Source organism: Burkholderia sp. MSMB2157WGS (assembly GCF_001532755.1).
In the GTDB taxonomy this organism is placed as follows: domain Bacteria; phylum Pseudomonadota; class Gammaproteobacteria; order Burkholderiales; family Burkholderiaceae; genus Burkholderia.
On sequence record NZ_LPJG01000017.1, the window covers coordinates 90,064 to 110,588 of the forward strand.

The following is a 20,525-nucleotide window of genomic DNA, read 5'->3' on the forward strand; positions in this document are numbered from 1 at the left end:
GAGGATTGAGCGGAAGTTTTTGCGCATAAACATACGACAACATATCTCTTGAACCTCATTCATTGATGTGAGTGTGCGCACACATACGATACGTAACCCCATAGATAACAGGGTAAACGACAAATACATACGCCGCGCCGATCGCGTCTAGACTGCGTCATGTAGTACGACGACGTATAAATAACGATCCGCCGACCGGCGCATCGATACCCTCTACCCTGAAGGAGCGCCCATGGCCGCCCATCGCCGCCGTTCGTCTTCGTCCGCCCGATCGCCCGCATCGAAACGGGTATCGCGCCGCGCTTTCATCGGCTGGACCGGCGCGCTCGCCGGCGGCGCGATGCTCGGCGGTCCGTTCGCGGCCACCCGGGCGCTGGCGAAGGGCGCGATGCCCGATGCGTCGGCGGTCGATCTTGTGTGGGGCGAGCACGGCGCGGCGGCGCGCATCGCGGCATCGCTCGCGCACGTGTCGCGGCTCGCGCGGCGCGGGCGCGACTTCGACGTGACGCAGTACGGCGCGCGCCGGTGCGCGACGGTCGCGCAGACGTCGCCGTACCCGGCCGCGAAATCGCCGGTCAGCCCCGGTTCCGAACTGACGGTCGCGCCCGGCGCATTCGATGCGCGCCCGGCGTTTCTCGCGGCAATCGATGCATGCCGGCGTGAAGGCGGCGGCCGGGTCGTCGTGCCGCCCGGTGCCTGGTACTGCGCGGGGCCGATCGTGCTGCAGAGCAACGTCACGTTCCACCTGAGCGCGAACTGCACGATCTACTTCAGCCCGAACCCGGCCGATTACGCGAAGGACGGCCCGGTCGATTGCGGCGCGAACGGCCGGCTGTACTACAGCCGCTGGCAGGCGAACGATTGCCTGAACTTCGGTGCGCCCGTCTACGCGCGCCACGCGACGAACATCGCGCTGACCGGCGAAGGCCCGACGTCGGTGCTCAACGGGCAGGCGATGACGCCGTTCTCCGGCAGCGGCGCGAACAGCGTGTGCTGGTGGACCTACAAGGGCTCGTCGGGCGCGTACGGCGCGGGCGCGACGGTGCCGGCCCAGAACTACGCGAACCCGAACAACGTCGACCTGCGGATCGTCGCGCCCGCGATTCCCGACGCGCTCTATGCGCTGCTGACGTCGCCCGTCACGCCGTGGCAGCAGGACCAGAACTACCTGCCCGCGCTGTCCGAGGCCGGCGTGCCGGTGGAGAAACGCATCTTCGGCCTCGGCCACTACCTGCGGCCGTGCATGGTCGAATTCATCGGCTGCACGAACGTGCTGATGGCGAACTACCAGACCCAGAACACGCCGTTCTGGCAGCACCATCCGACCGCGAGTCGCAACGTCGTGATCCGCGGCGTGACGACCAACAGCATCGGCCCGAACAACGACGGCTTCGATCCGGACGCGTGCACCGACGTGCTGTGCGAGGACTGCACGTTCAACACCGGCGACGACTGCATCGCGATCAAGTCGGGCAAGGACCGCGACACCGAATACGGGCCCGCGAAGCGGCACCTGATCCGCAACTGCACGATGAACAGCGGGCACGGCGGGATCACGCTCGGCAGCGAGATGGGCGGCGGCGTCGAGCAGATCTATGCGACGAACCTGTCGATGCTGAACGCGAACTGGCAGACCAACCCGCTGAACATCGCGATTCGCGTGAAGACCAACATGAACCGCGGCGGCTACGTGAAGGATTTCCACGTGAAGGGCGTCACGCTGCCGAACGGCGTGACGCTGAAGGGGGGTGGCTACGGCAGTGCGCTACTCGCGGGCAGCCCGGTCAACGCGAGCGTCCCGCTCGGCGTCGTCACGCCGTCGGCCGGCAATCCGTCCGCGGCGCAGGGCGGCATCGTCACGTTCGACTGCGACTATCAGCCGGCGAACGACGCGGTGCGCACGCGCGCGCCGGTCGTGCAGAACGTGACGATCGCCGACGTGAAGGCGAGCAACGTGACGCTGAACGGCGTGAGCGCGTCGTGCTTCCAGGCGATCGTCGCGCAGGGGCCGGTCGCGTTCGACTACAACGGCACGCCGCCCGCGCCTGCGGTACAGCCGATCTCCGGCGTGACGATCGCCAATTGCGACTTCGGCACGCCGGTGGCGTCGGGCACGCCGACGGTCACGTCGCCGGGGCCGATCTATGCGTTCAACGTGAGCGCGATGACGCTGACGAACGTGACGATCGCCGGGAAGGTCGTCAACGCGACGATCGCCGACACGCGATGAGATGACGTCACGTCGCGGCGTTCGCGTGCAACCGGTCGGCGCCTGCACGCGAACGCCGATGCGTCATGCCAGCATCTTGATCATGTAGTGCTCGTCGTAGAAGCGGCCGTCGACGCACATCGAGCGCGGCTCCGTGCCGAACCGCACGAATCCCTGCGAGGCATACAGCCGCTCCGCGGTGTGGTTGGCCTCGTTCACGCACAGCATCAGTTGGCTGCATCCCCATGCGTTCGCCGCATGCGCGGTCGCGCTGTCGAGCAGCGCCTGCGCGATGCGTTGCCCGCGATACGCGGCGTCGACGTAGACGCCCCAGATCGTCGCCTTGTGCGCGATCTTCGTGCGCGCATCGCGGCGCACGCCGGTGATGCCGACGAGCGTGTCGCCGTCGAACGCGCCGAACACGGCCTGTACCTGCGTCGGCGTGAGGCGCTTTGCGAATTCGTCGACCGGCACCTGCGATTCTTCGTCGAGCGTCGGCAGAAAGGAGGTGGGCGCGGTGTCGACCGCACGCAAGCGGACGGTCCGGAAACAGGCGGCGTCGGCCGCATCGAGCAGGCGGATCGTGATCGTCATCGGGGGCATTCCGGTTGAGGGGCGTGCTTGCCCGCGTGCGCCGCTGCGGCGGGCGCGGGATGCATCGTCCTTATCCTAACGGGAATCCGGATGTCGCGTGGCGATGCCCGGTGCGGGCACGATCGTGAACCGGGAAGACGGTGATGACGGCGGGGCGCGCCGCCATCGACGAAGGGACGCCGGGCACATGTGCCGTTGCGCCGAACCGGCGCCCGACGCCGAATGCCCGGCACGCGCGAGATCCGCTCACGCGCACGCGACGGGCATCAATAGCGCGACAGCTGATTGCCGTTGATCTGCACGCGGTCGCCCGGACGCAGGTTGCCCGGCGACTGCACGTCGAACGAGCGCATCGAGCCGTCGCTGACCTGCACGTCGATCCGGTAGCTGCTGGGGCCTTGCGCGGCGCCCATCTGCTGGCCGATCTGGTTGCCCGCCACCGCACCGCCGAGCGCGCCGATCACCGTCGCCGCATCGCGGCCATGACCGCGGCCGAACTGGTTGCCCACCAGGCCGCCGACCAGCGCACCGACGACGGTGCCGGCGACACCCGACGGGCCGACCGAGCCGTTGACCGGCTGGATATTCGCGACGGTGCCGTATTGCGTGCCGTACGGGTTCGCGTATTGCTGTTGCTGATTGCCGTACTGGTCATACGGCTGCGAGCCGTACTGCGACGGGTTGCCGTATTGATCGTACGGTTGCGGCGCCTGGTTCGGATACGCCGGCTGCTGCTGCACGTAGCCCGGTTGCGAATACGCGGGTTGCGCATAGCCGGGCGTCGCGTATTGCTGCTGCTGCGGATAGCCCGGCTGCGCGCCGTAGTAGCCCGGCGCGACGCACGCGGTGAGCGGAAGCGCCGCCACGGCGACGAGCGAGGCGAACAGAACGGTCTTCGTGGAAGGCATGTGCATCATGGGTTTCCTGCATCGGCAACGTGTCCGCCGATGGATTCCCGACACGGGTGGCGAACTCGGCGTGAGTATAAGGAATGGGCGGATGCGCGTCCGGTGCGGCCGGGTAACAACGTGTAAAGTCTGTTGCCGCGTAAATCGCCGGTCGGACGGGGCGCCGAAGCCCCGTCCGGCAACGCGGCGACGCGGCTTCCCGGCGCTCGCATGCGGACGACGAAGACGACGCAGGCGATGCAGGCGATACGGGCGATACGGGCGATACGGGCGATGGGCGATGGGCGATGCGCGGCCGCCGACCGGTCGGCCCTTTCCCCGTCGATCGCGCTCGCCGTCGCACCCGGTCCGGGGCGCCTGCGCGCCGCACATCGCGAAATCGAATGCGCGGCATCGCGACATTTAATTGGCCTCGGGCAGCGGCGTCCGATATCGTGGCCGGATTCCCTGCCAACGGTCGCGCCGCGCCGGCTGCGGTTCCTTCCCCTGTCCGCGCCGGTGTCGCGCCGCGACCACCCCCTATTCCAGGCCATGACCGAACGATTCTTCATCAATGCCGTCGACGCCGGCGGCCAACCCGTCAACCTCGTCGTCCGCGACGGCCGCTTCGCCGCGATCGGCGCCGATTGCGCAGCCGCGCCCGGCGCGCAGACGATCGACCTCGACGGCCGCGTCGTGCTGCCCGGTTTCGTCGACGGCCATATCCATCTCGACAAGAGCTTCGTCGGCGATCGCTGGGTGCCGCACGAACCGGCCGGCTCGCTGCGCGAGCGGCTCGCGGCCGAGAAGCGCCAGCTCGCGGCCGCGCCGCCGATCGTCGAGCGTGCGAACGCGTTGATCGCGCAGGCCGCCGCGTTCGGCACGATTGCGATGCGCAGCCACGTCGACGTCGACGCGACGACGGGCCTGTCGAACCTGCACGCGGTGATGGCCGCGCGCGAACGATGGCGCGGGATCGTCGACATCGAACTGGTCGCGTTTCCGCAGGCCGGCGTGATCACGTGCCCGGGCACCGCCGAGATACTCGATGCCGCCGTGCGCGAAGGCGCGGACGTGGTCGGCGGGATCGACCCGACGACGCTCGACGGCGACGCGGACGGCCAGCTCGACATCGTGTTCGGCATCGCCGAGAAGCGCGGCGCGAAAATCGACATCCACCTGCACGAACCGGCGGAAACCGGCATCGCGCAACTGCTGCGGATTGCGGCGCGCACGCGCGCGGCCGGGCTCGGCGGGCGTGTGAACGTGAGCCATGCGTACGCGCTCGGCCAGGTGAGCGATGACGACGTGCGGCGTACGGCCGCGGTGTTGGCCGAAGCCGGCGTATCGATCCTGACGAATGCGCCGGGCGACTGCGCGTTCCCGCCGGTGCAACGGCTGCGCGACGCGGACGTGCACGTGTTCGCGGGCAACGACAACATTCGCGACGCGTGGTGGCCGTACGGCAACGGCGACATGTTGCAGCGCGCGATGATGGTCGGCTACCGGTCGGGCTTCTACACCGACGAGGCGCTCGGCGTCGCGCTCGACATGGCGACGCACGCCGGCGCGCGCGCAATCGGCAAGGAGAACTACGGAATCGCGGTCGGCTGCGACGCGAGCTTCGTCGCGGTGCGCGCGCCGAATGCGGCGGCGGCCGTCGCGGGCGTGCCGGCCGAACGCTGGGTGTTCCGCCGCGGCGAAAGCGATACGGACGCGCCGTTCGCGCCGTCGCTGCGCTTTACGCGCTGACCCACCCGAGCGGCGGCACGGCGCGCGCCGTGCCCGCCTTGCACCGACCGACCCGACCGGACCCGACATGACGAACCTGCTGATCCGCAATGTCCGCACGAATGCCGACGCCGCGCTCGATATCCTGATCGAACGCGATCGCATCGCGCGCGTCGGCCCGTCGCTCGATGCGCCCGCCGGCTGCGCGATCGAGGACGGCGCGGGCGCGTTGGCGCTGCCCGGCCTCGTCGAAGGCCATACGCACCTCGACAAGACCCACTGGGGGATGCCGTGGTATCGCAACCAGGTCGGGCCGCGCCTCGTCGACCGCATCGAGAACGAGCGCCACTATCGCGCGACGAGCGGCCATGACGCGGGCGCCGCATCGCTCGCGCTGGCGCGCGCATTCCTCGCGGCCGGCACGACGCGCATTCGTACCCACGTCGACGTCGATACCCAGGCCGGGCTGCGCCACCTGAACGGCGTGCTGGCCACGCGCGAGACGCTGCGCGGGCAGGTCGAGATCCAGATCGTCGCGTTTCCGCAATCGGGTGTCCTTAAGCGGCCGGGCACCGATGCGCTGTTGTCGGACGCGCTCGACGCCGGCGCCGACCTGCTCGGCGGGCTCGATCCGTGTGCGATCGAAGGCGATCCGATCGAGGCGGTGGACGTGCTGTTCGCGATCGCCGCGCGCCACGGCCGCGGGCTCGATATCCATCTGCATGAGCGCGGGTCGATGGGCGCGTACTCGCTCGACCTGATCCTGCAGCGTACCGCGGCTCACGGCATGCAGGGAAAGGTCACGATCAGCCACGGTTTCTGCCTCGGCGATATCGCCGAACGCGAGCGCGATGCGCTGCTCGCGCGGATGGCCGAGCTCGGCGTCGCGATCGTCACGACTGCGCCGGCCGCAGTACCGGTGCCGCCGGTGGCCGCGTGCCGTGCGGCGGGCGTGACCGTGATCGGCGGCAACGACGGCGTGCGCGATACGTGGACGCCGTACGGCTCGCCCGACATGCTCGAGCGCGCGATGCTGATCGGCATGCGCAACGATTTCCGCCGCGACGATGCGCTCGAAGTCGCGCTCGACTGCGTGACGCACGGTGCGGCGCGCGGCTGCGGGTTCGCGGATTACGGGCTGCAGCCAGGCTGCCGCGCGGACGTCGTGCTCGTCGATGCGCTGACGTTCGCCGAGGCCGTCGTCGCGCGGCCGGTGCGGCGTCTCGTCGTGTCGTCCGGGAAGATCGTCGCGCGCAACGGCGCGCTGGTGTGAGTGCGGGCGGCCCGCTCGGGTGCGTCAACGCGTCCGGGCGTGCATGGGCGGTGTCCTCGGTATGATCGGGCCTTCAACGATTCGACCGGGAGATCGAGATGCGACGCATGGCAGCAGGACGGATGACACGATGGATCGCGGCGGCGACGTTCGCGGTGACGGCCGCGCATGCCGCGGCCGCCGGCGCGAGCGACACGCAGCAGGAGGCCAATCGCCGGACGGTGCTGGCGTTCTATGAGAAAGGCTTGAACGAGAAGGATGCGGACGCCGCGCTCGCGTATGTCGGCGATCGCTACGTGCAGCACAACCCGAACGCGGCCGACGGGCGCGACGGTTTTCGCCAGTTCGTCGCGTTTCTGCGCGACAAATATCCGCAGTCGCACAGCGAGATCAAGCGCGCGTTCGTCGACGGCGACTACGTGATCCTGCACGTGCACGCGGTGCGCGAACCCGGCACGCGCGGCAGCGCGATCATGGACATCTTCCGGCTCGAGCACGGCAAGATCGTCGAACACTGGGACGTCAACCAGCCGGTGCCCGAGCAGGCGGCGAACGGCAACACGATGTTCTGACGCGCGGCCGTGCGGCCGGATCGGGGGCGCGTCTCGCTTACCGCCCTTCGAGTTCCAGCATCGCCGCGAGCGTCTTCGTCAGCGCGCCGACCATCGGGTCGGCCGTCGGCCGGTGCAGGATCGCGATGTCCATGTGCTCGATCGGTGCGAAGCCCTGCTTCGCGGTCAGCACCACGTGCTCGTCCGTCACCACGCGCGCGGGCAGCACGCTGATGCCGAGGCCGTCCGCGACGGCTGCCTGGATCCCGCTCAGGCTCGACGTCGTGAAGCTGATCCGCCAGCGGCGGCCGCGCTCCTCGATCGCCTTGATCATGTCGTCGCGGTACAGCCCGCGCGGCGGGAACACGACGATCGGCACCGGGTCGAGATCGATCGACGGATGCTTCGCGCTGTCGATCCAGCGCAGCTTCTCGGGCCAGCGCACGACCGCCTCGCGGCTGTCGCGCCGCTGCTTGATCAATACGAGATCGAGTTCGCCGCGATCGTACGCGGCGCTGATGTCGCGGCTCAATCCACACGTCACTTCGAGCTTCACCTGCGGATGCTCGCGCTTGAACGCCGCGAGCGCATGGGTCGTGCGGCCCGCCGCGAAATCGTCGGGTACGCCGAGCCGGATCGTCAGCGCGACCGTCGCGCCCGACAGCGCTTCCAGCATCTCGTCGTTCAGCGCGAGCATGCGCCGCGCATAGCTGAGCACCGTCACGCCCGCGTCGGTCGGCCGCACGTCGCGCGTGCCGCGGTCGAGCAGGCGGTGGCCGGCGATTTCCTCGAGCCGGCGCACCTTCTGGCTGACCGTCGACTGCGTCGAATGCAGGCGCGCGGAAGCCGTCGTGAAACTGCCGCAGTCGGCGACCATCACCAGCGCGCGCAACAGGTCGATGTCGAACAGGGGTCTATTCATTTTTGTACTTCTGTGAATTCGAGCATTTCGTTTTCAAATGCGTGCGACGACTTTTAACATGGCCGCCCATCGCAGGCAATCGCGGTTTCGCCGGACCCGGCGGGGGGGCGCGACGCCACGGGCGGCGGAGATCGGGTGGGGGCGGGAGGGGCGCAAGTCTTAGCGGGCGCGCGATTTTGGTTCGGGCGTGCTGTCGGGGAGTTTCCGCAGGAACGCTTCGGCCAGTTCGACGCAATAGTCGAACGATGGCGTGTAGTCGAGTGTCCGGATGGCGTCGAAGCGCGGCTGTACGAACGCGCGATGTTCGTTGAGCAGACGCAGAAACGTGTCGCGATGCCGAACGAGGAACGCACCGGCGGCTTCCATCAGGCTTTCCGGCTCGCGCTCGATGACCACGCACAGGTCGAACAGATCCCGCGCGGTCGGACGATCGCCGCGATGCCACATTTTCTTGGCGACGATTTCCGCGGAAGTCTCCACCTTGACGACATGATTCATCAGCATCCATTCGTCGTAGCCGGGAGACGTCAGATTCCGGGAGACGACGAAGTCGATTTCGCCGTTGGGCAGCACCAGCTTCACGAAGCTGGCGTGTTCCTCGTAGTCCATCGTGATGTCGGACGCGGCGTCGCTGATGCGGGGATTCACGTACCCGAGATACTGCGGGTCGGGTACGAAGATGTCCACGTCCTTGCTGACGCGATGGCCGTGGCGCAGCATGAGAACCGTGCCCCCACCGAACGTCCAGAACGGATTCGGCGTGCCGTGCTTCCGTATCTCGTCGACCAGTGTCAGCGCGTGGCGAAAAAGACCCTGCCACGGTCCGTCGGGCAACGTGGATGGTGCGGTCATACCCATACCTCCCGATACAGATGGAGATCCTTCGACCACGCGGCAAGGTTTTTCCAGATGGTCCGAAGCGGGGTGCCCGAGCGCTCGGCGGCTTCCTCGGCCGCCTTCACGACGACAGGCAGCGGCACTTCGTCGAGGATGACGGAGAACTGCGATGCGTATCCTTCAGGAATCCGTCCGGTGGCCAATGCGTCGGCCAGCAGTCGTTCGGTCAATTCGCCCTTGTAGCTCACGTTCGCGCTCACGACGGCCTTGTGGAGACCGTTTTGAGCCTGCCGCGGCAGCGCCAGGAGTTCGATGCCGAGCACGCTGAGCAACGGGATGAGCTTGTTGATGCCGAGATCCTTCACCTTGCCGCTTTCGAGCTGGTTGATGGTAAGGCGAGACAGCCCGGCGAGCTTGGCAAGTTGGGCCTGCGTGAGATCGAGTTCGGCTCGCCGCTTGGCGATGGCCTGACCGATTTCATAGAGTTGCATGTTCACCTCTAGACGCGGATTCGTTGCGCTTCAATGTAAAGTATATATTACATTTTTGACCGGGTTACTACCTCCGAGGGAGTTTTCGATGCGGTATAGGTCGCATCGTGATTTCGCTGAGGCACGCCTCGTTCGAGGCGCCGCTCAGATCGCATATATCGACATCATTGCCCCGTGGGCATCCGGAAAAACGCCCGCTATGGGGGACGCGCGACGCACAGGGTAAACACCCTGACAGTCCCGTAAATCAGCCATAAATAAAGCGTCGCCCCGTCTTTCCGCGTCCGCTGGACCTCGATCCATCCTGTCTCCGCTTCCTTCCGCTTGCACTCGGAAATCTGGCGGTCTAGACTGCATCGCAGTTTCATCGAAGTCCCCCGTCTTTCGCGCCTCGCGCCGGCAGTCCGTCGCGGCGCCTTCACCGGACGCCGGCGTCGCCCGCCGCGTCGAGACTTTCAAGGACACGCCATGAACCGTATCGCCAAGTTCCTCGTTACCGCGCTGGCGTTCGCGCCGCTCACGTCGTTCGCGCAGGACACGTCGACGATCCGCTGGGGTATCGATCCCACGTATCCGCCGTTCGAGGCGAAGCAGCCCGACGGCTCGCTCGCCGGTTTCGACATCGACCTGCGCAATGCGATCTGCGAGCAACTGCATGCGAAGTGCGTGTGGGTCGAGCAGGGCTTCGACGGGATGATCCCGGCGCTGCGCGCACGCAAGTTCGACGTGATCATGTCCGCGATGACGGCCACCGACGAGCGGCTCAAGCAGATCGACTTCTCGAACAAGCTGTATGCGTCGCCGGGCGCGCTCGTCGCGCCGGTCGGCTCGAAGCTGCTGCCGACCGCCGCGTCGCTCGCCGGCAAGCGCGTCGGGATCGACCAGGGCACGACGCAGGAGGCGTACGCGAAGGCCGAATGGGCGACCAAGGGCGTGACGATCGTCTCGTACCAGAATCAGGACCAGGTGTATCAGGATCTCGTCAACGGCCGCCTCGACGCGACCTTCCAGGACAAGACGCAAGCCGGCTACTCGTTCCTGAAGACGCCGCGCGGCAAGGGCTACGCGTTCGCGGGCCCGGACGTGACCGACGTGCGGATCACCGGCTACGGCGTCGCGATGGGCATACGCAAGGGCGACGCCGACATGAAGAAGCGGCTGAACGACGCGATCGTCGCGATTCGCGCGAACGGCACATACCAGAAGATCGCCGCGAAATACTTCGACTTCGACATCTACGGCGCGAAGCAGCAACTGACTTCGGCGCCGTGACCCCGTGACCCATTCGATCGACAGGTACACCATGACGAGTATCCAGGAGCGCGTCGCGCAAGCCGTGACGCCCGAACTGATCGCCGCGTTCCGCGACGAAGGCGCGGTCTGCATCAAGGGCATTTTTTCGCCCGACGAAGTGGCCGCGTTGCGGGCCGGCATCGACGCGAACCTCGCGCAGCCGAGCGAACGCGCGAAAGTCGCGAGCCGGCCCGACGATCCGGGCTGGTTCTTCGAGGATTTCTGCAACTGGCAGCACAACGACGCGTATCGCGACTTCATCGTGCGCTCGCCGGCGCCGTCGGTCGCCGCCGCGCTGATGGGCACGGACAACGTGCGGCTGCATCACGACCATCTGCTCGTGAAGGAGCCCGGCACGCGGCAGCGCACGCCGTGGCATCAGGACCAGCCGTACTACAACATCGAAGGCGACGACAACGTCAGCATGTGGATTCCGGTCGACCCGGTGCCGCTCGAATCGACGCTGGAATTCGTCGCCGGCTCGCATCGCGGGCCGTGGCTGATGCCGCGCACGTTCATGGACAAGGAGGCGAAGTGGTTCCCGGAAGGCAGCCTCGCCGATCTGCCCGACATCGAAGCCGACCGTGCGGCCTTCCCGATCCGCCGCTGGGCGCTCGAACCCGGCGACATGGTGTGCTTCCGGATGCTCACGCTGCATGCGTCGGGCGGCACGCGGAACCGCCGGCGCGCGTTCTCGATCCGCTTCGTCGGCGACGATGTCCGTCACGCGCCGCGCCGCTGGAAAACGTCGCCCGATTTTCCCGGGCTCGCGGAACAGCTGGCCGACGGCGCGCCGCTCGATCACCCGCTGTTTCCGGTCGTGTGGTCGCGCGAGGCGGGGCAGGTTGGCGCGATCTGACCCGACGTAGCGAATGAACACGTCGGCCGTTTCATGACGAAACGGCCGACGTGTGTTCGCGGGCGTGCGACGCAGGATCAGGTCGGGTGGCGCCCCGCGCCCGGCTTGAAGCGCGAGCCGAGCCGGTAGCGGTTGCCCGGATGCAGGAAGTGCACGAACGTGACGGGCAGCCCGTCCGTCCACGTGCGGCGCGTGAGCGTGAGGCACGGTTCGTCGGCGCGCATGTCGAGCAGCCGTGCCTGTTCGCCGGTGGGCAGCGACGCGTCGACGACGTGCTCGATTTCCAGTTCGTAGTGCGACACGTTGTTGTACAGGTACTCGGATGGCGGCTCGACCCGGAAATCCTGATCGATGAAGCCGGGCGCGGCAGCCGGGTTCACGTAGCGATCCTCGAGCTGGATCGGGCGGCCGTTTTCCTCGTGCACGCACACCACGTGAAAGACCGGCGTATTGACCGGCAGGCCGAACGCGGCCGCGACGTCGAACGACGCGGGCTCGCGCGCCTGACTGAGCACGCGGCAGCGGTACTCGTGCCCGCGCGCACGGATCTCGTCGCGGATATGCGCGATCATCAGCAGGTTCGACTGCGGCTTCACCTCGGCGACGAACGTGCCGACGCCCGCGATGCGCTTCAGCACGCCTTCCTCGGTCAGCTCGCGCAGTGCGCGGTTGACCGTCATGCGCGCGACGCCGAACTGCGCGGCGAGATCGAGTTCGGACGGAATGCGGTCGCCGGGGCGCCAGTCGCCGGACTCGACGTTCTGGCGAACGAGCGTCTTGATCTGCTGGAACGGTGCGGTGGCCCTGGTGACCATCGGAAGATCCTTGCGCGAAGAAGTGACGAGGCTAGTCGTCGTGGCTGACGATGACCAGAATCTCCGCCTGCGCGGTGCCGAGGCTGCGCGTGCGGTGGGGAATGAGTGCGTTGAAATAGACTGAATCGCCGGCCCTGAGTTGCACCGTCTCGTTCGGAAATTCGATTTCGACCCGCCCCTTGTGCACGAACAGGAATTCCTCGCCTTCGTGCTCGCGGAACGTCGACGCGACGAATTCGCGCGGCGGATGCACGACGAACGGCAGCATCTTCTTCGGCGCGACCCCGGCCGCGATGCTCTCGAAACGGTGCGCGTGGCCGTCGGTCGCCCCGCCCATCGCGGTGCGCTCGCCGGCGCGCGTGACCGTGATCAGCTCGCGGTTGCGGCTTTCCGAGAACAGTTGCTCGACGTCGACGTTCAGCGCCTTCGACAGCTTCAGCGCGACCGCGATCGACGGCACGCTCAGGCCGCGCTCGACCTTCGACAGGTAGCTCTTGGTGAGGCCGGTCTCGTCGGCCAGCACGTCGAGCGTCCAGCCTTTTTGTTTTCTGAGCAGCTTCAGGCGAATCGTCATGGGGGCGTCAAGTGTCCTTCGAAGAATCGATTGTAACGCATGACACAAAGTGTCATTCGGTGTATTGTGTGTCATGTGCTCGGGGAAACGGCCGCGGACGGCGCGGCAGACCCGGTGCATTCAGGAGGCGAACATGGCGGAAACGCTGAATTTGACGAAGGAAGCGCTGGTCGCGCTGGCGGAGCGGCGCCTTGAAAGCGAGGTGGGCGACAGCGGCTGGTCCGCGCGGCAAAAGCTCGCGCTGACGTGCCGGATCCTGTTCGACGCCGGCCACGACTCGGGCCTGGCCGGGCAGATCACCTGCCGCGCGGATGCGGCCGGCACCTACTACACGCAGCGGCTCGGGCTCGGCTTCGACGAGATCTCGGCCGCGAACCTGCTGCGCGTGAACGAGGATCTCGACGTCGTCGACGGCGAAGGCATTCCGAATCCGGCCAACCGGTTCCATACGTGGATCTATCGCGAGCGCCCGGACGTGAACTGCATCATCCACACGCATCCGGCGCATGTCGCGGCGCTGTCGATGCTCGAGCAGCCGCTCGTGGTGTCGCACATGGACACCTGCCCGCTGTACGACGATTGCGCGTTCCTGAAGGACTGGCCGGGCGTGCCGGTCGGCAACGAGGAGGGCGAGATCATCTCGAAGGCGCTCGGCAGCAAGCGCGCGATCCTGCTGTCGCATCACGGCCAGCTCGTGGTCGGCAAGACGATCGAGGAGGCGTGCATGCTCGCGCTGCTGATCGAGCGCGCCGCGAAGCTGCAACTGCTCGCGATGTCGGCCGGCGAGATCAAGCCGGTACCGCCCGCGCTCGCGCGAGAAGCGCACGACTGGATCTCGAAGCCGAAGCGCGACGCGGTGACGTTCTACTACTACGCGCGCCGCGCGTTGCGTACGCATCGGGACTGCGTCGCGTAAACGAGCGTGCCGTTCCGATACCGTCAGACAATCAGTGAGGAATACGAATCATGACGATTCTGCTGAAAGGCATCATTGCCTACCCGGTTACGCCGTTCTCCGCCGACGGCGGCGTCGACCTGAGCGCGCTCGACGCGCTGATCGAGCGCCTGATCGCCGACGGCGTTCACGCGATCGCGCCGCTGGGCAGTACCGGCGAAAGCGCCTACCTGTCCGATGCCGAATGGGAGGCCGTCGCCACCGCGTCGATTCGCGCGGTGCGCCGGCGCGTGCCGACCGTCGTCGGCATTTCCGATCTCACCACGGCGGGCGCGGTGCGCCGTGCCCGCTTCGCCGAGCAGGCCGGCGCCGATGCGGTGATGGTGCTGCCGGTGTCGTACTGGAAGCTCGGCAACGACGAGATCGTCGCGCATTACCGCGCGATCGGTGCAGCGATCGGCATCCCGATCATGCTGTACAACAACCCGGCGACGAGCGGCGTCGACATGTCGCCAGACCTGATCACGACGATCTGCCGCACCGTCGACAACGTGACGATGGTCAAGGAGAGCACCGGCGACATCGGCCGGATGCATCGGCTCGCGCAATTGAGCGACGGGACGATCCCGTTCTACAACGGCAGCAATCCGATGGCGCTCGCCGCGCTGGCCGCGGGCGCGGCGGGATGGTGCACGGCCGCGCCGAACCTGAATGCCGCGTTGCCGCTCGCGTTGTTCGATGCGATGCGCACTGGCGATCTCGCACGCGCCCGATCGGTTTTTCACGCGCAGTTGCCGTTGCTGCAGTTCATCGTCAACGGCGGGTTGCCGGTGACCGTGAAGGCCGGGTTGAGGCTGCGCGGCTTCGATGCCGGCGAACCGCGGCGGCCGCTGCTGCCGCTCGGCGAAGCACGCACGCGCGAACTCGAACGACTGCTCGCGGCGCGGCCGGACGGGGTGGCCGCATGAGCGACGACGCCCGGCCGGCGATCGCGGCCGCCATCGGCGCGGTGCGGATCGGCGCGAGCCGTCCGCTCGCCGGCACGCCGCACGCAAGCGCGATCGACAAGCAGCCGGTGGATGCACGCCTGTGGCTGGGCGCGCTCGGCTTCGCCGGCGACGCGCAGGCCGATGCGCGGCATCACGGCGGCCCCGACAAGGCCGTTCATCACTATGCGCACGATCACTATGCGTGGTGGGTCGGGCAGATCGGCGCGCGCGACGTGCTCGCCCGGCCGGGCGCGTTCGGCGAGAACCTGTCGACGCGCGGCATCACCGAGCACGACGTGTGTCTCGGTGACGTGTTCACGCTCGGCGGCGCGGTGCTCCAGGTCTCGCAGTCGCGGCAGCCGTGCTGGAAGCTCAACGCGCGTTTCGATCATCCGCGGATGGCGGCGCTCGTGCAGCAAAGCGGCCGGACCGGCTGGTACTACCGCGTGTTGCAGGAGGGCTGGGTGGCGGCGGGCGATGTGCTCGCGCTCCACGCGCGCCGCTACCCGCAATGGCCGCTGTCGACGGTGCTCGACGTGCTGTATCGACGCACGCTCGACATGGCCGCGCTCGATGCGCTGTGCGACGTGCCGTTGCTGCCGCCCGGCTGGCGCAGGATGCTGGAAAAGCGCCGGACGGCGCGGCAGGTCGAAGACTGGACGAAGCGGCTCGAAGGATGACGCGCCGCGTCCGATGCTACTTCGTCGGCAGGTTGCGCACGTCGGCCGTCGGCTCGTTGCCGAATGCGTCGCTCAGCGCATAGCCGATCAGTTGCCGGGCGGTTGCCTCGGGCGTCGCGAGCGCGCCACTCGACTTCAGCTCGTCGAATTTCTCGCGCATCGGGAAATCGTCTTTGCCGGTCGCGCGGATCGTGGCCTGCATGCCCGTGTCGACGACGCCCGGTGCGACGCTGCAGATGCGCAGCGCGCCGTTCGCGTCGAGCGCGACGGCGCGCGCATGGTGATCGAGCGCGGCCTTGGTCGCGCAGTAGACGCTCCAGCCCGCATACGCGTTGCGGGCCGCACCGCTCGACAGGTGCACGATCCGGCATTCGGTCGCGGCCGACGCGGCCTGTGCGAGCGCGGCCGACAGCATCAGCGGCGCGGCGACGTTCAGGCCGACCGCGCGGGCGACGATCGCCGGGTCCTGCGCGGCGAGCGGGCCGATCGGATCGACGATGCCCGCGTTGTTGAACAGCAGCACGAGCGACGCGCCGTCGACGAAGCGGCGCAGGGTGTCGCCGGCCAGCCAGGTCGCGATGGTCTTCGAGTCCGACAGGTCGAGTTCGACTTCGGCGAAGCGCTCGCCGGCCTGCGACGCGAGCGACGGATGACGGCTGCGCGACACGCCGAGCACGGCGATGCCTTCCTGCAGCAGTTGTTCGGCGAGCGCCGCGCCGACGCCGCGCGTGTGTCCGGTGACGATGGCGCGCACGGGTGCGGGAGAAGATGCAGTCATGGTGGTGAACCGGTGAGGACGTGAACGGGTTTGGCGAGCGGCGCGCGGTATGGTGCAGCGCGTTCAACGCGAGCGATGCGTGGTATCGACGTGTGAAGGCCGCGCGCGGCGCCGCTGATATCGGGATGAACGTCTATCGTAGCGCCGGCATGCGCATCGCGCAAACGCCCGGGCGTGCGCGAAGGACGAATCTGCGGCGCCGTGCACATGGGTCGCCGCGTCGTCGCCCGCTATCGGGCGCGCCGCTACGTCCGACGAAAGCCCGCTGCGGCGCGTGCGCGCGCCGGTGCGGCGAGTGGCGCCGGGCCGCGCGTCGCGAGCTATCATATGGCTCGCCCGTGCGCGACGCCGGACGGGCCGCGACCGTTTCCCTTCACCTGCTGCACGCTGCGACGCCACTCATGAACACCACGCCGGATACGCCCACGCCCCGCGCTCTTCGCGAACTCACGCCTCTCGAGGCCCGCATTCTCGGCGTGCTCGTCGAGAAACAGCACACGGTGCCGGATACCTACCCGCTGTCGCTGAACGCGCTGACCGCGGGCTGCAACCAGAAAACCGCGCGCTCGCCGGTGATGAACGTCAGCGAAGACGAAGTCACGACCGCGCTCGACGGGCTGAAGCACTTGAGCCTCGTGATGGAGGGCAGCAGCAGCCGCGTGCCGCGTTTCGAGCACAACATGAACCGCGTACTCGGCATTCCGAGCCAGGCGATCGCGCTGTTGACGATCCTGTTGCTGCGCGGCCCGCAGACGGCCGCCGAGTTGCGCCTGAACAGCGCGCGCCTGCACGGCTTCGCGGATATCTCGTCGGTCGAGGCGTTCCTCGACGAACTCGCGGCGCGCGCGCAACCGCTCGTCGTTCGGCTGCCGCGTGCACCGGGCGCGCGCGAGAACCGCTGGATGCATCTGATGTGCGGCGCGGTGAACGTGGCCGATTTTGCGAGCGCGGATGCCGGCGGCGCGGAGGCGGTGCCGCCTTCCGAATTCGAAGCGCTGAAGGCCGAACAGAAACGCCTCGCGGACGAAGTGGCGCGGCTGAATGCGCTGGTTCGCCGGATGGCCGGCGAACTGGGGATCGACGTCGACGCGCAGGGCGACGCGGGCTGATCCCTTCCTGACGCAATGGCGATGGTGCGCGCGCACCGCCGCGTCACTTCAGCGCGATGTCGTCGGCGGCCGTCTCGGGCGTGGAGCCGAGTCTGCGTTGACGCGCCACCCCTGTTCCGTGCGAACTTGTTCCGACAGGTCGTGGACGCTGCCATGCAGCGCGTCTTCAGCCGGCGTGTCGGCTGCCGCCTCTCCCGGGTGCCATAATCGAGCCTGCCCATCATTCCAGATAGACGTCCCCGGAGAATCGCCATGCAGAACCTCGACAATCCTTCCCACGATCGCGAGGTAGGCAGCGCCGACGCGACGCAGGACACCACGCGCATCGACGACGTCCGCATCGGCGCCGTGCGCCCGCTGATTTCCCCGGCGCTGTTGCTCGACGAACTGCCGGTGCCGGCCGCCACGCAGACGCTCGTCGAGGATACGCGCCGCGCGATCGGCGATATCCTGCACGGCCGCGACGACCGGCTGCTGCTCGTCGTCGGCCCGTGCTCGATCCACGATCACGACCAGGCGCTCGATTACGCGCGCCGCCTGAAGGTCGCCGCCGACGCATTGAAGGACGACCTGCTGATCACGATGCGCGTCTACTTCGAGAAGCCGCGCACGACGGTCGGCTGGAAGGGGTACATCAACGATCCGCGTCTCGACGGCAGCTTCCGCATCAACGAAGGGCTGCGCGCCGCGCGGCAACTGCTGCTCGACATCAACGCGCTCGGCCTGCCGGCGTCGACCGAATTCCTCGATCTGCTGAGCCCGCAGTACATCGCCGACCTGATCGCGTGGGGCGCGATCGGCGCGCGCACGACCGAGAGCCAGAGTCATCGCCAGCTCGCGTCGGGGCTGAGCTGCCCGATCGGCTTCAAGAACGGCACCGACGGCGGCGTGCAGGTCGCGTCGGACGCGATCGTCGCCGCAGCCGCGAGCCATGCGTTCATGGGGATGACGAAGATGGGGATGGCCGCGATCTTCGAGACGCGCGGCAACGACGATGCGCACGTGATCCTGCGCGGCGGCAAGAACGGACCGAACTACGATGCGGCGCACGTCGAAGCGAGCTGCGCGGTGCTGCGCAAGGCCGGCCTGCGCGAGCAGGTGATGGTCGATTGCTCGCATGCGAACTCGAACAAGTCGCACGAGCGGCAGATCGAGGTGGCGCAGGATCTCGCGCAGCAACTGTCGCAGGGCGAGCACCGGATCGTCGGCGTGATGGTGGAGAGCCATCTCGAGGCCGGCCGCCAGGATCTGAAGCCGGGCGTGCCGTTGCAGTACGGCGTGTCGATCACCGATGCGTGCCTGAGCTGGACGCAGACGGAGCCGGTGCTCGACGTGCTGGCGGAGGCGGTGCGGCATCGCAGGGTGTATTCGCGCAATGCGTGACGCAGCGGCGCGGCGGCGTGCCGGCCACCGCGTCGTTCGGCGCGCCGCGAAGATCGGGTGGCCGTCTGCGAGGTTGTCCTGATCGACGGGCCGCGGCGTCATTTTTTCGTGCCGCGCGCCCGTCTGTTCTGCGTGATCTTTGATCCCGATCCGGTTCGCCCTACCTGCTGCATCGCACTCCGAACGCACGATCCGTCGTTTGCCGCTACCATGAACGCCGTGTTGCACGCTGCGGCCCGGCCATGTCGGTCCGCCACGCACACACGCCGTGGCGGCGCGGTCGGCCGCCACGCGACTGACGAAGCGCGGGGCGGCCGTCCGCGGGGCGGCCAACCGCGGGGTGCTCACCGATCGGCCGTTGCACCCGTGTCGCTTCGTTCCCGGAATCCACAACAACCGAACCGGAGTGCAACGCATATGAAGTTCTACAAGACCCTCCTCGCAGCAACCGTCCTCGCGTCGAGCGTCGGCGCGCACGCGCAGATCGCGGGCGCGCAGCCGATCAGCGTGACCGTCGAGCAATCGCAGGCGCTGCTCGAAGGCTGGAGCGTGAAGAAGAGCGTGCTCGGCAAGACCGTGTACAACGACGAGAACCAGAAAGTCGGCAAGGTCCGCGACCTGATCGTCGCGCCGGACGGCTCGGTGTCGGCCGCGATCGTGTCGGCCGGCGGCTTCCTCGGCGTGGCCGCGCACGACGTCGCGGTGCCGATCGCGTCGCTCGACGTGCGCAACGGCAACATCTATCTGCCCGGTGCGACCAAGGAGGCGCTGAAGGCCACGCCGGCGTTCCAGTACGCGAAGGTGCCGTCGCCGCCGAAGCCGAAGAAGCTCGACGAAAAGCACTGATCTGCCACCTCGCGCGGCACGCGTCGTCCGTCGCGTGCCGCGCGTTCTCGCGACGGTCAGGTTGCGTCGAGTCCGCCGTCGACCGTGATCACCTGCCCCGTCATCCATGCCGCCTGTGGCGACGCGAGCGACACGATCCAGTGTGCGACGTCCGTGGGCTCGCCGCGCCGGCCAAGCGGAATGCGTGCGCGCTCCTGCGCCTTGATCGCTTCGATCTCGGGTGCCGACAGCTTCATCCGTTCCGACAGGAAATCCGTTTCCGTCGGACCCGCCGCGACGGCGTTCACGCGTACGCCCGCCGATGCGAGCTCGAGCGCCCAGCAGCGCGTCAGATGCTCGAGCGCGGCCTTGCTCGCCGCATAGTGCGACAACAGCGCCGCGGCCTTGTGTCCGAACGTGCTCGACACGTTGACGATGCTGCCGCGGGCTGCTTTCAGGTGCGGCAACGCGGCGGTCGCGAGCATCGACGGTCCGAGCGTATTGACCGAGAAGATCGCACTGATCGCTTCGAAGGTAGCCTGCTCGAGCGGCAGGATTGCACCCGCGCCCGCATTGTTGACCAGCACGTCGAGCCGCCCCGCCAGGGCGACCGCTTCGTCGATCGTGCGCGCGGCGTCGGCCGGATCGCCGGCATCCGCGACCACGTAGTCGATGCCCGGCGCGCTGCGCGCGGCTGCGGACAGCGCATCTTCGCGGCGGCCCGTGATGACGACGCGCGCGCCTTCGCGTGCGAACGCGACGGCCGCTGCCAGCCCGATGCCGGCACCGCCGCCGGTAATGAGGACCACCTTGTTGTCGAATGACTGCAT

At 67.9% G+C, this 20,525-nt stretch carries 21 protein-coding genes; 12 read left to right on the forward strand and 9 right to left on the reverse strand.

All coding sequences use genetic code 11. The features are described 5' to 3' along the window. Nucleotides 1-232: 232 nt before the first annotated feature. Complete coding sequence (locus WT53_RS11415) at nt 233-2,230, forward strand: glycoside hydrolase family 28 protein (protein ID WP_060259817.1); 1,998 nt, start codon at nt 233-235, stop codon at nt 2,228-2,230. Nucleotides 2,231-2,293: 63 nt separating this feature from the next. Here the strand turns inward: WT53_RS11415 and WT53_RS11420 are convergent, their stop codons facing one another. Both WT53_RS11420 and WT53_RS11425 read right to left on the reverse strand, forming a co-directional pair. Then, nucleotides 2,294-2,803: a GNAT family N-acetyltransferase gene (locus WT53_RS11420; protein ID WP_060259820.1), complete on the reverse strand. Its 510-nt coding sequence runs from the start codon at nt 2,801-2,803 to the stop codon at nt 2,294-2,296. A 266-nt stretch (nt 2,804-3,069) separates the two neighbouring features. Further along, entirely contained in the window at nt 3,070-3,720 is a 651-nt protein-coding gene (locus WT53_RS11425) for a glycine zipper 2TM domain-containing protein (protein ID WP_034205871.1), read from the reverse strand. A 522-nt stretch (nt 3,721-4,242) separates the two neighbouring features. Between WT53_RS11425 and WT53_RS11430 the strand changes: the two genes are divergently transcribed. The 3 genes from WT53_RS11430 to WT53_RS11440 all read left to right on the forward strand — a co-directional run bounded on the left by WT53_RS11430 (nt 4,243) and on the right by WT53_RS11440 (nt 7,266). Then, a complete protein-coding gene (locus WT53_RS11430) occupies nt 4,243-5,442 on the forward strand; it encodes an amidohydrolase family protein (protein ID WP_060259823.1) in 1,200 nt (399 codons plus the stop codon). Between the two features lie 67 nt (nt 5,443-5,509). Then, a complete protein-coding gene (locus tag WT53_RS11435; RefSeq protein ID WP_060259826.1) occupies nt 5,510-6,694 on the forward strand; it encodes an amidohydrolase family protein in 1,185 nt (394 codons plus the stop codon). A 122-nt stretch (nt 6,695-6,816) separates the two neighbouring features. Then, nucleotides 6,817-7,266 (forward strand): nuclear transport factor 2 family protein, encoded by a 450-nt coding sequence (locus WT53_RS11440; protein WP_373558446.1) that lies wholly within the window; start codon nt 6,817-6,819, stop codon nt 7,264-7,266. Nucleotides 7,267-7,303: 37 nt separating this feature from the next. Here the strand turns inward: WT53_RS11440 and WT53_RS11445 are convergent, their stop codons facing one another. The 3 genes from WT53_RS11445 to WT53_RS11455 form a co-directional block, all read right to left on the reverse strand. Beyond that, a complete protein-coding gene (locus tag WT53_RS11445; protein ID WP_034205875.1) occupies nt 7,304-8,167 on the reverse strand; it encodes a LysR family transcriptional regulator in 864 nt (287 codons plus the stop codon). Nucleotides 8,168-8,326: 159 nt separating this feature from the next. Then, nucleotides 8,327-9,019: a nucleotidyl transferase AbiEii/AbiGii toxin family protein gene (locus WT53_RS11450; protein ID WP_060259832.1), complete on the reverse strand. Its 693-nt coding sequence runs from the start codon at nt 9,017-9,019 to the stop codon at nt 8,327-8,329. Beyond that, complete coding sequence (locus WT53_RS11455; RefSeq protein WP_060259833.1) at nt 9,016-9,495, reverse strand: helix-turn-helix domain-containing protein; 480 nt, start codon at nt 9,493-9,495, stop codon at nt 9,016-9,018. Before WT53_RS11455 ends, WT53_RS11450 begins: the two co-directional genes overlap by 4 nt. 468 nt (nt 9,496-9,963) lie before the next feature. Here WT53_RS11455 and WT53_RS11460 point away from each other — a divergent pair, with 468 nt between their 5' ends. Both WT53_RS11460 and WT53_RS11465 read left to right on the forward strand, forming a co-directional pair. After that, nucleotides 9,964-10,767, forward strand: a complete 804-nt coding sequence (locus WT53_RS11460; protein ID WP_060259836.1) for an ABC transporter substrate-binding protein — start codon at nt 9,964-9,966, stop codon at nt 10,765-10,767. A gap of 31 nt (nt 10,768-10,798) precedes the next feature. Beyond that, nucleotides 10,799-11,647: a phytanoyl-CoA dioxygenase family protein gene (locus WT53_RS11465; protein WP_059780172.1), complete on the forward strand. Its 849-nt coding sequence runs from the start codon at nt 10,799-10,801 to the stop codon at nt 11,645-11,647. 77 nt (nt 11,648-11,724) lie between these two features. Here the strand turns inward: WT53_RS11465 and hutC are convergent, their stop codons facing one another. Both hutC and WT53_RS11475 read right to left on the reverse strand, forming a co-directional pair. Beyond that, entirely contained in the window at nt 11,725-12,462 is a 738-nt protein-coding gene (hutC, locus tag WT53_RS11470) for a histidine utilization repressor (protein WP_059780171.1), read from the reverse strand. A gap of 31 nt (nt 12,463-12,493) precedes the next feature. Further along, nucleotides 12,494-13,036 (reverse strand): helix-turn-helix domain-containing protein, encoded by a 543-nt coding sequence (locus WT53_RS11475; RefSeq protein WP_060259838.1) that lies wholly within the window; start codon nt 13,034-13,036, stop codon nt 12,494-12,496. A 133-nt stretch (nt 13,037-13,169) separates the two neighbouring features. On the opposite strand from WT53_RS11475, the gene WT53_RS11480 reads away from it, so the two are divergent. From WT53_RS11480 to WT53_RS11490, 3 genes are read left to right on the forward strand one after another with little or no spacing between them, the layout of a single operon-like run. Continuing rightward, entirely contained in the window at nt 13,170-13,952 is a 783-nt protein-coding gene (locus WT53_RS11480) for an aldolase (protein WP_060259841.1), read from the forward strand. A 50-nt stretch (nt 13,953-14,002) separates the two neighbouring features. Next, nucleotides 14,003-14,899: a dihydrodipicolinate synthase family protein gene (locus WT53_RS11485; protein ID WP_060259844.1), complete on the forward strand. Its 897-nt coding sequence runs from the start codon at nt 14,003-14,005 to the stop codon at nt 14,897-14,899. Then, nucleotides 14,896-15,600 carry an MOSC domain-containing protein gene (locus tag WT53_RS11490; protein WP_060259846.1) on the forward strand — a complete coding sequence of 235 codons (705 nt, stop codon included), beginning with the start codon at nt 14,896-14,898 and terminating at the stop codon, nt 15,598-15,600. Before WT53_RS11485 ends, WT53_RS11490 begins: the two co-directional genes overlap by 4 nt. Nucleotides 15,601-15,616: 16 nt before the next feature. Here the strand turns inward: WT53_RS11490 and WT53_RS11495 are convergent, their stop codons facing one another. Then, on the reverse strand, nt 15,617-16,378 hold the full coding sequence (locus WT53_RS11495; RefSeq protein ID WP_034205884.1) for an SDR family oxidoreductase: 762 nt from the start codon (nt 16,376-16,378) through the stop codon (nt 15,617-15,619). 401 nt (nt 16,379-16,779) lie between these two features. On the opposite strand from WT53_RS11495, the gene WT53_RS11500 reads away from it, so the two are divergent. The 3 genes from WT53_RS11500 (at nt 16,780) to WT53_RS11510 (ending at nt 19,716) form a co-directional block, all read left to right on the forward strand. After that, nucleotides 16,780-17,487: a YceH family protein gene (locus WT53_RS11500; RefSeq protein ID WP_059826192.1), complete on the forward strand. Its 708-nt coding sequence runs from the start codon at nt 16,780-16,782 to the stop codon at nt 17,485-17,487. Nucleotides 17,488-17,739: 252 nt separating this feature from the next. Continuing rightward, nucleotides 17,740-18,870 (forward strand): 3-deoxy-7-phosphoheptulonate synthase, encoded by a 1,131-nt coding sequence (locus tag WT53_RS11505; RefSeq protein WP_060259849.1) that lies wholly within the window; start codon nt 17,740-17,742, stop codon nt 18,868-18,870. 417 nt (nt 18,871-19,287) lie between these two features. After that, the gene (locus WT53_RS11510; RefSeq protein ID WP_034205887.1) at nt 19,288-19,716 is read left to right on the forward strand and encodes a PRC-barrel domain-containing protein; all 429 of its coding nucleotides are present in this window, start codon (nt 19,288-19,290) and stop codon (nt 19,714-19,716) included. 56 nt (nt 19,717-19,772) lie between these two features. Here WT53_RS11510 and WT53_RS11515 read toward each other — a convergent pair whose 3' ends face one another. After that, a complete protein-coding gene (locus WT53_RS11515) occupies nt 19,773-20,525 on the reverse strand; it encodes an SDR family NAD(P)-dependent oxidoreductase (protein ID WP_060259852.1) in 753 nt (250 codons plus the stop codon).